This window comes from Arsenophonus endosymbiont of Crataerina pallida (genome assembly GCF_964020125.1).
GTDB lineage: Bacteria > Pseudomonadota > Gammaproteobacteria > Enterobacterales > Enterobacteriaceae > Arsenophonus > Arsenophonus nilaparvatae.
Genome location: NZ_OZ026540.1, coordinates 1,012,691 through 1,026,871, shown reverse-complemented (window position 1 = coordinate 1,026,871; position 14,181 = coordinate 1,012,691). Strand labels below are relative to the sequence as shown.

Annotated in this window: 10 protein-coding genes, 1 tRNA gene and 1 pseudogene; 6 read left to right on the top strand and 6 right to left on the bottom strand. The window is 33.6% G+C overall.

Features of this window, described 5'->3' with window-relative positions; translation table 11 throughout:
- Window positions 1-101 precede the first annotated feature (101 nt).
- The 3 genes and pseudogenes from AACL31_RS05175 to AACL31_RS05165 all read right to left on the bottom strand — a co-directional run bounded on the left by AACL31_RS05175 (window position 102) and on the right by AACL31_RS05165 (window position 2,108).
- Window positions 102-1,448 (bottom strand): annotated as a pseudogene (locus AACL31_RS05175) (ShlB/FhaC/HecB family hemolysin secretion/activation protein).
- 11 nt (window positions 1,449-1,459) lie between these two features.
- Window positions 1,460-1,732, bottom strand: coding sequence for a hypothetical protein (locus AACL31_RS05170; RefSeq protein ID WP_310511776.1), 273 nt, complete (start codon window positions 1,730-1,732; stop codon window positions 1,460-1,462).
- A 299-nt stretch (window positions 1,733-2,031) separates the two neighbouring features.
- Window positions 2,032-2,108: transfer RNA gene (locus AACL31_RS05165), tRNA-Pro, on the bottom strand.
- Window positions 2,109-2,411: 303 nt separating this feature from the next.
- Here AACL31_RS05165 and AACL31_RS05160 point away from each other — a divergent pair.
- A complete protein-coding gene (locus tag AACL31_RS05160) occupies window positions 2,412-3,761 on the top strand; it encodes a filamentous hemagglutinin N-terminal domain-containing protein (protein WP_339053805.1) in 1,350 nt (449 codons plus the stop codon).
- A 311-nt stretch (window positions 3,762-4,072) separates the two neighbouring features.
- Window positions 4,073-5,500: a filamentous hemagglutinin N-terminal domain-containing protein gene (locus tag AACL31_RS05155; protein ID WP_310511774.1), complete on the top strand. Its 1,428-nt coding sequence runs from the start codon at window positions 4,073-4,075 to the stop codon at window positions 5,498-5,500.
- A 152-nt stretch (window positions 5,501-5,652) separates the two neighbouring features.
- Here AACL31_RS05155 and glyS read toward each other — a convergent pair whose 3' ends face one another.
- The 3 genes from glyS to AACL31_RS20930 all read right to left on the bottom strand — a co-directional run bounded on the left by glyS (window position 5,653) and on the right by AACL31_RS20930 (window position 9,080).
- Window positions 5,653-7,722 (bottom strand): glycine--tRNA ligase subunit beta, encoded by a 2,070-nt coding sequence (glyS, locus tag AACL31_RS05150; RefSeq protein ID WP_310511786.1) that lies wholly within the window; start codon window positions 7,720-7,722, stop codon window positions 5,653-5,655.
- A 9-nt stretch (window positions 7,723-7,731) separates the two neighbouring features.
- Window positions 7,732-8,643 carry a glycine--tRNA ligase subunit alpha gene (gene glyQ, locus AACL31_RS05145; protein WP_310511773.1) on the bottom strand — a complete coding sequence of 304 codons (912 nt, stop codon included), beginning with the start codon at window positions 8,641-8,643 and terminating at the stop codon, window positions 7,732-7,734.
- 278 nt (window positions 8,644-8,921) lie between these two features.
- On the bottom strand, window positions 8,922-9,080 hold the full coding sequence (locus AACL31_RS20930; protein WP_409013917.1) for a M10 family metallopeptidase C-terminal domain-containing protein: 159 nt from the start codon (window positions 9,078-9,080) through the stop codon (window positions 8,922-8,924).
- Between the two features lie 747 nt (window positions 9,081-9,827).
- Here AACL31_RS20930 and AACL31_RS05140 point away from each other — a divergent pair.
- The 4 genes from AACL31_RS05140 to AACL31_RS05125 all read left to right on the top strand — a co-directional run bounded on the left by AACL31_RS05140 (window position 9,828) and on the right by AACL31_RS05125 (window position 13,841).
- Entirely contained in the window at window positions 9,828-10,223 is a 396-nt protein-coding gene (locus tag AACL31_RS05140) for a hypothetical protein (RefSeq protein ID WP_310511772.1), read from the top strand.
- Window positions 10,224-10,703: 480 nt separating this feature from the next.
- Window positions 10,704-11,291 (top strand): DNA-3-methyladenine glycosylase I, encoded by a 588-nt coding sequence (locus tag AACL31_RS05135; protein WP_310511771.1) that lies wholly within the window; start codon window positions 10,704-10,706, stop codon window positions 11,289-11,291.
- 139 nt (window positions 11,292-11,430) lie between these two features.
- Complete coding sequence (locus AACL31_RS05130; RefSeq protein ID WP_310511770.1) at window positions 11,431-12,675, top strand: valine--pyruvate transaminase; 1,245 nt, start codon at window positions 11,431-11,433, stop codon at window positions 12,673-12,675.
- A gap of 803 nt (window positions 12,676-13,478) precedes the next feature.
- Window positions 13,479-13,841, top strand: a complete 363-nt coding sequence (locus AACL31_RS05125; RefSeq protein ID WP_409013916.1) for a YceK/YidQ family lipoprotein — start codon at window positions 13,479-13,481, stop codon at window positions 13,839-13,841.
- Window positions 13,842-14,181 lie beyond the last annotated feature (340 nt).

Sequence of the window (14,181 nt, the reverse complement as noted above, 5' to 3'; positions counted from 1 at the left end):
ATATCTGCTAGCAAAAGATAAAATCATTCAGCAACAAAAAAGAATAAAATAGAAAAATGGATATCAGGCAGGTATCCTCAAACTGGATACCTGATAAATGATTAATAACTGAGGCTAACTCGAAAACCAGAAACCATATGATCGTGTTTACGCTCTGACGAATTTAATAGCGGAAAACCAATATAAGTACTGTAGCTTAATTGCTTATAACCGCCTCTTAAGCCTATCGATGTACCAATTAAGTAATCATCACGCCAAAAACGCGCTCGATCTCTCGAAACTGAACCGTAATCTAAGGTTGCATAGAGCACATGGCCCGGCAATGGTGTATACCAACTAAGTTCATTTTTGATCAGTAAACTATGGGAGCCGGACAAAGAATTAGTTAACATTGCGCCACGCACGCTATTTTTGCCACCAATGCTATCAACGTCTAAAAATCCATCCAGTTGAGAACGACTTAACTGAATCGCTGCCGTTCCCTCATAAAGAAAAAACTGCTGATTGATTTGCCAGGGTCGATTAATAACGACCGAAAATTGAAAAATTTGTGGTCGTTTTAACTCCTTTGCCGGTGAAGGCATGGCGCCAAACCAATTAGCGCCTTGTTTATACTCCATTGTCAGATTGAGTTCAGCACGCGGTAAATAGTGTTGATGCTTCAAACCAATATTCCAATAAGTTGCCCTACGCTTATAAACACCAATTTCTTGGTCACCAATGTAGCCATTATTGGTCACAATGCTAGTGCCAAAATTAAAGTAAGTTTTACTATCATAACGTCGCTTAATCAGGTATTGACCTTGCGCAGATAATGATTTAGAACGGCTGCTTTTATATAAATTACCGGCTGGTGTTTTAATACCATCCCAGGAATAGAAATCTTGATAATTACCTGATAAATCAAACCGCCAGTTACGAAAAGGTTATGAGTAAAAGAATGCCGCGACTTTAATCCCACGACTATGGTCGGTATCTAAATCACGACTGATATAAAAATAGAAGAAATCATTTAATAAGGTAGGATTATCAAGCATTAACACATTATCAATCATTAAATTGGCATGATCTTTCAGGCCACTATTATCAATAGAAAGTCGGCCACGAATAGCGCGCTTTTTTTGTCGATTAATGGTTATGATACTGCTATTGGCTAAGTTAGGATCATCATCAACAGTGATTTTTGGTTGGGTTGAAGGCGAATTCTGTAGATTTTCTAAGCCTTGCTCAATGTCCCGAACATTAAGAATGGTTGATTGTGGAAAAGCAGTACGCAGAGAGTAGTGACTTTTACCGGTATCTGCGTAACGAATATCAGAAATAAGGCCTGGGATCAGTTCAATACGTAAAATACCATACATGAAACTTTGTTCTGGCAGCAAAACTTTGGTCGTCAAATAGCCGGCATCGATGAATATTTGATTTACTCCGGCGAGAAAAATATTCAATCCTTTATCACCTAAACATTGACCAATAATATTATCTGTATTACAGATAATTTTTTCTGTAATGATGTAGTAAATAATTCCTGACCATTTAAAAAAACAAATTTGATATTTAAGCAATGAGATTCAATGGGATAAATTTGATTTTTATTAATTTGTTGAGAGTTAATTGGAATAGAAACCGGTTGCTGCTGAGCTATCTCTTGCTTTGCGTCTTCGACAACACCAGCTTGCACATAATCGTGACCATAAATAGCCAATAATAAGAAAAATAGATATTTTTTCATCAGCATTCCTTTGCTATGAATTAAGAGCGTGAATTCCTTTCACTGATAGATAACAAAAAAATAAAATTAAATTTTTTATAAGAATAAATATATCAAAATTAGCAACTATTTTATTCTTTATTAAACAAAAAACCAGAAGCGCAAAATTAATTATCACACTTATTGAATAAATTCAGAAAAAATACATTAAGACTCTATTTTAAAGTATTCAGGCTAATAACAAATTAAATTATAGAATAAGTAGGTATGATTAATGAGGTGGAGATGAAAAGCTCTGCTAAAAACAGGATTAGGGAACTTGGTCGGCGAGAGAGGATTCGAACCTCCGACCCACTGGTCCCAAACCAGTTGCGCTACCAGGCTGCGCTACTCGCCGAAAACGGTGTGCATCTTACTGCGACATGATAAAGTCGTCAATAATTTTTTAATTAATATTTACTATCTCGATGATAAAAACAGTAACTATTTATTTTTTAATAAAAAATAAATAGAAAAAAGCTGTAGATTATAATTTACATCAATGCATGTGGTTAAATAACATTAATAACAGATTAAATATAATATAAATTTTATAAAAAATAAGTAAATTTTAAAAAAATTAATTGTTTTTTAAAAAAAGTTAAAATAAATTAATAAAAATTTAATAGATAGCAAATCATTTATTTTATAAGGATATAATATGTATTTATCAAAAAACAATAATCATAAATTAAATTTATTAGCGCTGACAATATCATTTTCTGGCAATATATTTGCGTCTGAATTATCTTTGATAAATAATAATTCTGTATCATTAAAACAACCCACTGAGATTATCAGTTCTAATAAAGAAATTAATTTAAAATCCACCAATAAATCATTAACAATTAATATCTTACCAGCGGTTTCTAAAGGACAGTTTAAAATTTCTCACAATATATATGAAAAATTTAATGTTAATGAATATGGCATTAAAATTAATAATGCCACTAACACCCCCGCTAACCTTATTATTAGCGAAGTGATTTCAGCAGAAAAATCCAATATCAATGGTAATATTACTATTTTAGGTAATAATAAACCTCATTTAATTATTGCTAATCCTAATGGGATTAATTGTAGTAATCGCTGTAGTATGACCAATGTTAATACGGTCAGCTTAATCACTTCCCCATTTGAGGAAAATAAGCCTTCTAACCAACTAATTGATAATATGAGAGAGAAACATATTCATTTTAAAAATATCAACCAAGAAAATTTTACCGATGCTAATAAAATACAATTATTGGCAAGATCGGTTAAACTAGAATCCAGCCAGTTAAATGTCAATAATATTACCATTGCAGTTGATGATAATAATGTTATCAACAATAGTGTTAGCCCTATGACCAAGCTTAGCGCGACCAAAGCTGTTCATATTACTGATAATAACTTGCAAAATAGCAGACCATCCAGAAATGCAAGATTAACTATTGATCGTCATTCAGCAATAAATAGCAAACATAGTTATTTTAAAATAAAAAATGGTATCTTTAATAATGCAGGCACACTTGCCAGTAACCAAAATAGTCATTATGAAATAATCAATGGAAAATTTTATAATAACGGCACCATAAATAATATTGAAATGTTAGTTATTACCGGTATAAATGCAAATATTGACAATCAATCTAAAATAAAAGCTAAAAATAGCCATTTTCTTATTAGAAATGGAAAATTTAATAATAGCGGTAAGATAAAAAATACCGAGTTAATAGAAATATTTGCTGATAACAGCAACATTAACAATCAAGCTGAAATAAAAAGTAAAAATGGTATTTATGAAATAAAGGATGGACAATTTTATAATAGCGGCATAATCGATCATAGCGAAAAAATGACCATAAAAGGAAACAACGCCTATATTAATAATCAGTTTATTTTAACTTCAGCAAAGTATGATTTAACCGAGCTAAAATCTAGTCGATTTGTTGATTTTAGCTTTGTATTACCTCACAAACGAAACTCTAATAATAGTATTGAACTCGATTTCTCTGAAAATGTTATGTGATAAATCTATTCGCTCTGCTAATTAATATAAAACTACTATTAGTAACGATAAAAAATCATTTATAAACTTTAAGAATGATTTTTTTAAAATAAGTCATTTTATTAATAATATGATTACTTTATTTTTGCCAAAAAAATAAAACATCTACTATTTATTGATATAAATAACCTAAGAATAAAAATATTCTAATTGAGATAATAAAAAATTAATGCTATTTGTAATTTTCATTATGAAATAGAAAAAATATCAAATTTTGCTATTAAAGAAAACATCATATTGTAATTTATAATTATATTTTATAAGGAAATAAAATGAATCAATCGATAAGCTCTAAATATAAACTATCCCTATTATCATTATTTATTGGAATGGGAATTTCTAATTATGTCTTAGGCGCGTCAGGAGCAGTTCAGCAGCAGACCAATATTATCAGCCTGGATAAAAAGATTAATATCAATAAAGTTGAAAAACGTCCGGTCATTGAGATTATGCCAACGGATAGCAATGGAATGTCTCATAATAAATATGAAAAATTTAATGTTGCTAAACCAGGGATTGATATTAATAATGCCACGGAAAATCCAGCCAAAATCATTCTCAATGAAATCATTTCAAATGATAAAACCCGCATCAGTGGTAATATCAATATACTTGGTGACAGTAAACCGCATTTTATCATTGCCAATCCCACTGGTATCGATTGTAGTGATTGTAGCGTTACTAACGTGGGTAGGCTTACATTAACCACAGCGAAAATAAGTAATATGCTTGATAATGGCCAAATGACGGATAAATTTACTTATGATACAAAACACGGGCAAATTCGTTTCAAAAATGTTAAATCAGAGAAATTTACTGACGCTGCAATCAGCCGTGTTTTTGCCAGATCAATCAATCTGCAATCCTGTCAATTAAATGTCAATGATATTTCGTTGATTGCAGGTAAAAATAGATTAGAAGATGTCGATAATCCAAAATATATTAATATTACTGGATATAACCAAGAATATAATTCAAGAAAAATTAAGCTAACTATTGATGCTAATTCAACAATTAATGCCAATGATAGTTATCTTCATACTAGTTCTGGTAAATTAGAGAATCACGGTGTTATTAATAGTAGTGGAATTTTGAATATTTCTAGTGTAAATAGCAATATTTTTAACCAAAAGGAATTGATTGCCGAAAACCAAAATTACACATTTATTAGCACTAATTTTGCAAATTTTGGCGTAATTAAAAGTAAAGGGTCTTTAGCCATCAATGGCCAAGATTCCGTAATTATCAATAACAACAAGATAGTCGCTAACAATCAAGATTACAACTTATTACTCACAAGCCTCACAAACAATAAAACTATTCAAGGTAATGACTCTGTTAAAATAACCGCACTACATACAGATATTAAAAATAATGATCAATTGATCGCTAAAAACCAAGAATATCAGTTGGTGGATAGCCAATTTAAAAATAATGAGGAGGGAACGATAACTGCATATGATATCAGCAATGTTGATAACGCAAATCACGATACTGTGGTTAAATTAGATATCACTCTAATTAATAAAGCTAGCTTTGTTGATGAGGGACAAATCGCTATTGGCGCTCAAGAAAATGATAAGCCAACAGTTTTCCCAATTGGTAAGGCAACACGCTATCAATATGGTACTTTAAATATCATTAAAGACAACACAAGCCAACTTCCTGCTGCTTGGGAACAAGTTTTCACCGCACAATAAATTGTACCAAATCAGTAATCATACCAAGTATGGTTACTGGTGATTACCTACAATAACAGGTCCCAATATAGGTAATAACAGAAATAAAAATAGTTAATTATAAATAAAATCCCTTGAAGATTAATCCAAGGGATTTTTAATCGCTGAATAGATTATTGCAATAAAGAGATATCAGCTACCTGTAAAAATAAATCACGCAACTGACTTAGCAAGGTCAGACGATTGATCCTGACTATTTGATCGCTATCCATCACCATTACATTATCAAAGAAAGCATCGATAACCTCACGCAGTGAAGCCAATTCAGTTAATGCGCTCTGATATTGTCCGTCAGCCAATAATGGTGCCAGTTTATCTTGTAAAACAACCAGATGAGCCGCTAAGGTGACCTCTTCGGGCGCTTTTAACACTGTGGTGGCAACATTGTCATTCAATTTTTCATCTGATTTATTCAGAATATTGGCAACCCGTTTATTAGCCGCCGCCAGTGCTTCTGCCGCTGGCAAAGTCCGAAAATAGGTAACGGCTTTCACACGAGCATCAAAATCTGCCGGTTTAGTTGGCCGACGAGCTAAAACAGCCTGGATAGTATCAATGCGGTAACCTTGCTCTTGATACCAGGCACGAAAACGCCCCAGCATAAACTCAACAACATCATCGACAACATTTTTATTGGTTAGCTTATTAGCATACAACTGGGCCGTCTGCTGTGTTAATGCTAATAAATCCAGATCGTAGCCCTTTTCAACAATAATACGTAATACACCAAGCGCCGCACGACGTAAGGCAAAGGGATCTTTATCGCCCTTAGGCGGTTGGCCAATACCAAAAATACCTACCAGAGTGTCCATTTTATCGGCCAGCGCCAACGCAGCCGCGATATGATTAGAAGGTAACTGATCACCAGCAAAACGGGGTTGATACTGCTCCTTGATTGCCACCGCCACATCTTCCGCTTCACCATCCCGACGGGCGTAATACATCCCCATAACACCTTGTGTGTCGGTAAATTCGAACACCATATTGGTCATCAAATCACATTTGGATAACAGACCGGCACGATTAGCATAATTGACATCGGCACCAATTTTAGCTGCGATCCAACCGGCTAACACTTCTAAACGATCGGTTTTATCACGCAATGTACCAAGCTGTTTTTGGAATAAAACTGTTTCCAGTCGGGGTAAATATTCTTCTAAACGCTTTTTACAATCAGTTTTAAAGAAAAATTCAGCATCTGCCAAACGTGGACGGATCACCTTTTCATTACCAGCAATGATTTGCTGTGGCTCAGAAGATTCAATATTGGCAACAAAAATAAAATTAGCCATCAAATTACCAATCTGATCATAAACCGGGAAGTATTTTTGATCGCCTTTCATGGTATGAACTAACGCTTCCGCTGGTACAGACAAAAATTTCTGCTCAAATTTTGCGGTTAATACCACCGGCCACTCAACCAATGATGTTACTTCTTCGAGTAAACTATCGGACAATTCAACAGTACCGCCTAATTGCTGTGCTACCTTATTCGCCTCATGCTTGATTAAGGACTTACGCTCTTCATAATCAGCAATAACTTTACCACGTTCACGTAAGATCGCAGGGTATTGTTCCGCTGAATCAATAGTCAGTTCAGCTTCTCCCATAAATCGATGGCCACGGATCACGCGATCGCTCTGAATACCCAATACTTCACCTTCGAGCAGCTGATCACCCAATAACATGATTAAGGTATGAACAGGCCGGACAAATTGTGTTGCCTTGTCTCCCCAGCGCATCAGTTTTGGGATCGGTAACTGATTCAATGCATTCGCTACCATATCAACAAGCAACTCTTTTGCGGCACGGCCTTTACTGGTCGCACGATAAAATAACCACTCCCCCTTATCGGTGACCAAACGTTCTGCCTGCTCAACGGTGATGCCACAGCCACGAGCCCAACCTTCAGCGACCTTCGTCGCTTTACCTATCGCATCAAAAGCCTGACTAATTGCCGGGCCGCGCTTCTCAACTTCACGATCAGCTTGATGTGCAGCCAAATCGGTGATTTTTAATGCTAAACGACGGGGAGAGGCATACCAAAGCACTTCACCATACTGCAGTTCAGCCTGTTCTAATTGATGTTTAAAATTTGCCGCAAATGATCCAGCTAATGAACGAAGAGCCTTCGGCGGTAACTCTTCTGTGCCGATTTCCACCAGGAAAGTCTGTTGCATAATGACAGCCTCTTAATTCTTATTTTTACAGATTGGAAAACCTAATGCTTCACGAGCAGCATAATAAGCTGCTGCAACCCCTTTGGTTAAGGTACGAATACGTAAAATATAATGTTGCCGTTCAGTGACTGAAATAGCTTTACGTGCATCTAATAAATTAAACGTGTGGGCAGCTTTTAAAATTCGTTCATAAGCGGGTAAAGGCAGTGGCGTTTCTAGTGACAATAAATATTGTGCTTCTTTTTCATATTCTTCAAAACATTTGAAGAGAAAATCAACATTAGCATACTCAAAATTATAAGCCGACTGCTCAACTTCATTTTGATGATAAATATCACCATAGGTTGTTTTGCCTAACGGGCCATCAGACCAGACTAGCTCATACACACTGTCAACCGCTTGAATATACATAGCCAAGCGCTCAAGGCCGTAGGTGATCTCGCCGGTAACCGGTTTACACTCCAAGCCTCCGACTTGCTGAAAATAGGTAAACTGGGTGACTTCCATCCCATTTAGCCAAACCTCCCAACCAAGTCCCCAGGCTCCCAAAGTTGGGTTTTCCCAGTTATCTTCAACAAAACGGATATCATGAACAGTGGGATCTACCCCTAATGCTTTTAATGAACCAAGATATAACTCTTGAATATTATCCGGTGAAGGCTTAATAATGACTTGAAATTGATAATAGTGCTGAAGACGATTAGGATTTTCACCATAACGTCCATCAGTTGGCCGACGAGATGGTTGCACATAAGCAGCAGCGATTGGCTCCGGGCCTAGTGCCCGCAAGCAAGTCATCGGATGGGACGTCCCTGCACCAACTTCCATATCCAATGGTTGAACAATGGTGCAGCCTTGACGCGCCCAGTAATCCTGTAATGTTAGGATCAATCCCTGAAAGGTTTTGGTATCAAACTTTTGCATGTTAGATTCGCGCGATAGATAGATTGTGATTTAAAAAAGTGATTCAGTATACCCTTTGGCGAACAGATATGCAGCACTGATTACACATTGATGTTGTTTTACATGAAAACAGCCTGATAAATCTTTAGTAATTTTAAGTTAGCTGATTGATTAGCCTCATCACTAGTTAATCACTAACATTGAAAATTAATTCAAAGGTTATCAGCAAAAAAGATATTTTCAATTTGGCTTACTGCAATACTTTTTCTGCCATATTCATATGACCGCGCAAGGTCTATTTATAAAATAAAATCATGGGCCGTTACAATGTTAGCTGCAACTTTAATGACAAAATCTGGATTTAAATCATCATCAGCATTGATACTGATATAATGAAAATGCTCTCTATTGTTATAAGATATAACGGTTTCGCCAGGAACACCGTTAAACTCGACCACAAAATGGATAAACTATTTCACCTTTTTTAAACTGTAAACAAAGGTTATTATTCGCTATTGTAGAATATAATATCTGTTGACTTACTTCATAGGATCATAAAATTGTTTAGCATTTCTTATATCCTCATTCCCGCTTTTATTAGAATCAAGCAGAGCCATTTCCTTATTGATAATATTGTGAAGTTTTTTTAGTTATATAATTTTTAATCATGAAAAACTCTAATATATATCAACAAGATAATGTAATAAGATTGATATTAATATAAGAAACACTGTTTTTAAGTAAAAAATTAATTTTATCAGTTGGTTAATTTGCAAATCACATCCAAATCACAGCTTTGCAACTTTTAATACTTACTGCATGGAATAATAAAAACCGCCAATATAGCCAATTATTATACTCAGACTGAGTCGTTAATTATTTAGTATTTCCTGGCATCGAAAGGAGCCAAAAAGTTAATGTTTATTTGGTTTTATTGCTTAATAAATTCATAATATGTCTTATTGTTATTAATACTCAATAATGGCTCGTTCAGCTTAACTAACTCATTTTTCAAAAAACACTCACTTTCAAATACTATCATAATAAAATATGATATTTACTCATTTATTTTCTATTAAAATAATTAACATAACTTTTTGATATAACAAATTTTTGCTCATTAGGGTCGAATAAAATATTGCAGTAAAACGATTCAATATGAAACAATCCGTTAAATTAAAATTGCAAAAACAGATGTAATTAACATGAAAATATTATTTTTAATGCTGACATTATTAACTCTAACCAGCTGCACTTCTCCGCCACAATCAACATTGATTGAGCTTGATAAAAAAAGTCGTGAGTTTAACCATTCAGCCCTGTTAAACATTAGTCATATTCAGCAGCTCAAGGCGTCTTCTAATAGTAGCCAAAAATGGCAATATTCGACATTTTTTCCTACCACCGCTGAACAAGCATCTCCTGTTTATTATTATGCACTCGCTAACGCCCATAAAATTATTATTTATACCGACAATGCCAATTTTTGGCTTACAGTTAAAAATAAACTGCAAGCACAAGGAGCAATGGCAGTTATTGAATGGCAATTTAAAAAAATGTTTTTAGCAAAACAGGCTCAAATTACATTTATTAGAAACTAAAATAGCTAAAAATAAATTAAATAATCTTGATTAATAATTCCTAAAGTAATATATTTTTATAACCTTTTGTTAATAAAGTAAATTTATTGATTTCTTATATTAAAATATGTCTTTATGAAAAAGATAACTAACTAATTCAGGATTAACTTTAATACTCAAGTTACAAAAACAATTCTCTTTTAATAACGAATAAAATAAAAATAATCATAATAAAAAGGCATTAATAGACTCGTTTGAATAATTTATTGCCAAATTTATAAAATCTAGCATAAATTATAATTTTCCTTTTTTTTCAATTAATTAAAGTACCTTTTTTTAGCAATCAAAATGCATTGCCTATTTAATATTAGCGCCTATTTTGAAGAAAATTTATCGATATTATTGTCCTGGCAAGTAATAGCAATACTGATTAAAATTCCTATCATCAATTTATTAATATCCGATAATAGACCGATAGCCCACAATAGGAGTAATGAAAAAATGACGCCACGACGTTGCCATTGGGTCACTAGCGATGAGGAATATATTGCCTATCATGATCAAGAGTGGGGAAAAGCAGAAAAAAATAGTCAGAAATTATTCGAAATGCTCTGCCTTGAAGGTCAACAAGCCGGTCTCTCTTGGTATACTATTTTGAAAAAACGTGTTGGTTATCGTGACTGTTTCTACCATTTTAATCCAACTAAAATTGCCAAAATGACGCAACAAGATGTTGATCGTTTAATGCAAGAACCCCGTATTGTGCGTAATCGCCTGAAAATTAATGCTATCATTACCAATGCTCAAGCTTACTTAGCCATGATCCAATCAGGTGAAGATTTTAGCCAATTTGTCTGGCAATTTGTCGATGGAAAAACACAAATCAACCATTGGCAACATCAGAGTGAAATACCTGCTCATACCAATATTTCTGATCATCTTTCGGTTGCTTTAAAAAAACGTGGCTTTAAATTTGTTGGTAGCACCATCTGTTACGCCTTTATGCAAGCAATCGGTATGGTAAATGACCATTTGAGCGATTGTATTTGTCGACAGAAAAAAAAACGAGTAATAAAAATATCATTATGATAAATTTATAATCACAAAAATATAAAAGAATTATAATATCGTCTAACTAATTTGCTAATCCAGCCATTATTCTAGCGATAATAGCAGAATATTGTTGCCATTTATTTAATAGTCACCTGCAAAGCTGATAAAGAAAAATATGATACATTCACAATTTGGTAAAAAATTTTCCAGTTCATCCAGTATCTCTCTGTTAATGAAAGATCTAAATGAAGGTTTACGCAAACCTGATGTTATTATGCTCGGTGGCGGTAATCCAGCACACATTCCTGAAATGGATCAATATTTTCAGCAATTATTGATAGAAATGGCTAAAAATGGTCAGCTCAATGAAGCATTATGCAACTACGATGGCCCACAAGGAAAAGATGCCTTACTGGAAGCATTAGCAAATACGTTAAATGAGCAAGTAGGCTGGAATATTAGTGCTAAAAATATCGCATTGACTAATGGCAGTCAGAGCGCTTTTTTTTATCTATTTAATATCCTCGCCGGCTGTTGTGAACAAGGAATAAAACGTAAAGTTCTTTTCCCTTTAACACCAGAATATGTTGGTTATGCCGATACTGGACTTGATGATGATATTTTTGTCGCTAATAAACCGCTAATTGACATCCTGCCTAATGGTCAATTTAAATATCGGATTAATTTTGAATCGTTAAAAATAACCGATGATATCGGTGTAATTTGCGTTTCCAGACCCACCAATCCGACTGGAAATGTCATTACCGATGCAGAAATTATGCAATTAGATGCTTTAGCCAAACAGCATGCTATTCCGCTTTTGATTGACAGTGCTTATGGTATTCCCTTCCCAGGTATTATTTTTAATCAAGCGACACCTATCTGGAATGAAAATATTATTCTATCTATGAGCCTATCCAAATTAGGATTACCTGGCTGTCGCTGCGGTATTATTATTGCCAACGAATCGATTATCAGCGCGATCAGTAACATGAATGGCATCATTAGCTTATTCCCAGGTAGTATAGGCCCAGCATTAATGTTAGCGATCCTTAAACGTAATGATCTATTGAAACTTTCACAAACAGTAATAAAACCTTTTTATCAACAACGCGTTACTGAAACGGTAAAAATTATTCGCGGTTATATACCAAAAAGTCGCTGCCTGATCCATAAACCAGAAGGCGCGATATTTCTATGGCTTTGGTTTAAAGATTTACCAATTGACAGTCAAATACTTTACACACGTCTTAAAAAACGCGGTGTATTAATGGTGCCCGGCGATTATTTTTTCCCGGGACTTAATGAACACTGGCCTCATTCGCATCAATGTATGCGAATGAACTATATTCTACCACTAGAAAAAATTGAACAAGGGATTGCGATTTTAGCTGATGAAATTGAAATTGCCTATCAATAGCATAAATTCAATAAACTTTATTAAATATATTAAGTAATAAAATTCTATATACATAAAAAAAACCTCTTATCATATACAAGATAAGAGGTGATAAAATAATAACGAGGACTTTGAATTGTAAAGTTAACGGGATCATATTCAAACATATTGTTAATGAAATGATCTACATCCCGAGCTCTTTAACACCGCAATTATTACAACATATTAAGTATTCTTTTAATTAAGCAATAAAGCGATATTTTCACCACTATACCAAACTATTGCTGGTTAATTTAATGAAAACTATAAAACCTAATCGCTTTATGAATAATACAGCTATAACAATTGACAGAATAAAAGGTATTAAAGTTGACTATTGACTTGATACGGTTGCTATCTCCTGTTCAAACCTGGAAAAACGCTTTAAAAAAGAGATAAAAAGACTATTCGCGGAATAATTTATGCAGAAAAACTAAAATGCGCTCAACATTTATTATTACCCACTTGTTTACCCGTTAATGAAATTACAACTACCGATGATTATTCTTTGTTGGCCTATTTTATGCTATTTAAAAAAGAGGTTGAACTAACTCCGCAGAAATAAAGAAATCGTTAATCAATAATTCTATTTAAACAAATTCCCCATTCCAACAGTAAATAAGAATTTTATGCGACCAATTTTCCATTAATTGTGCCATATTTAGGACATACGACAGAAAATAATTGTTAAAAAATTTTATTTCTATTAATAGACTGGTATTTTTAACATTAATGTTTATCATTAAAATTCATAATCGCTTGGAGAAGCTAGGCTTATACCCTTAATGAAACGATTAATCCTCGTTATTTGTAGCATTAGTTTAAATATGGTTGGCTGCCTGATATTGTTATGTGGCTGTTCAAGTATTATGACCCATGTCGGCCCCCATCAAGGTTACTATTCAGGCACCAAAGCTGATACCCGAATACTAAAAGATAGAGATACCGGCTGGGTGATAAAACCCCTTGCCATGATTGACTTACCTTTTTTTCTGCGCTGCTTGACACTGTTTTACTACCCTATGATTATTTCCAGGCAGATAATATTGCATCACAACCGTCGCCAAAAGAACGCGTTCAAGATTGGGAAAACTATCAAGCTACAGATATCACTTATCAAACCACCAGCAAATAAGTCACCTGAATAACATCATCTGTCGTCTATTTTTTAATCAATTCGGTGATTAATTAATTGTGGTAATTATTTGATATTATTCATAAATACATGATATCAATTATTGTATTTAATAATCATAACTCAAATTTAGTTTATTAAATTAATTATATTAAAAAAATATCATTATATTACTGTCAATTTTTCTGCTTATTTTCAGAATTCATCTAATATATAAATTATGCCTACCATATAAATACAATCTTTTTAATTTTATTAAAATTAGAGAAATAAAGTATGAAAAAAACACTATTGTATTATTAACTATCAGTTTAATCCCTTCAACGTTGTTAGCAAATGAAAGCAAATCTGGT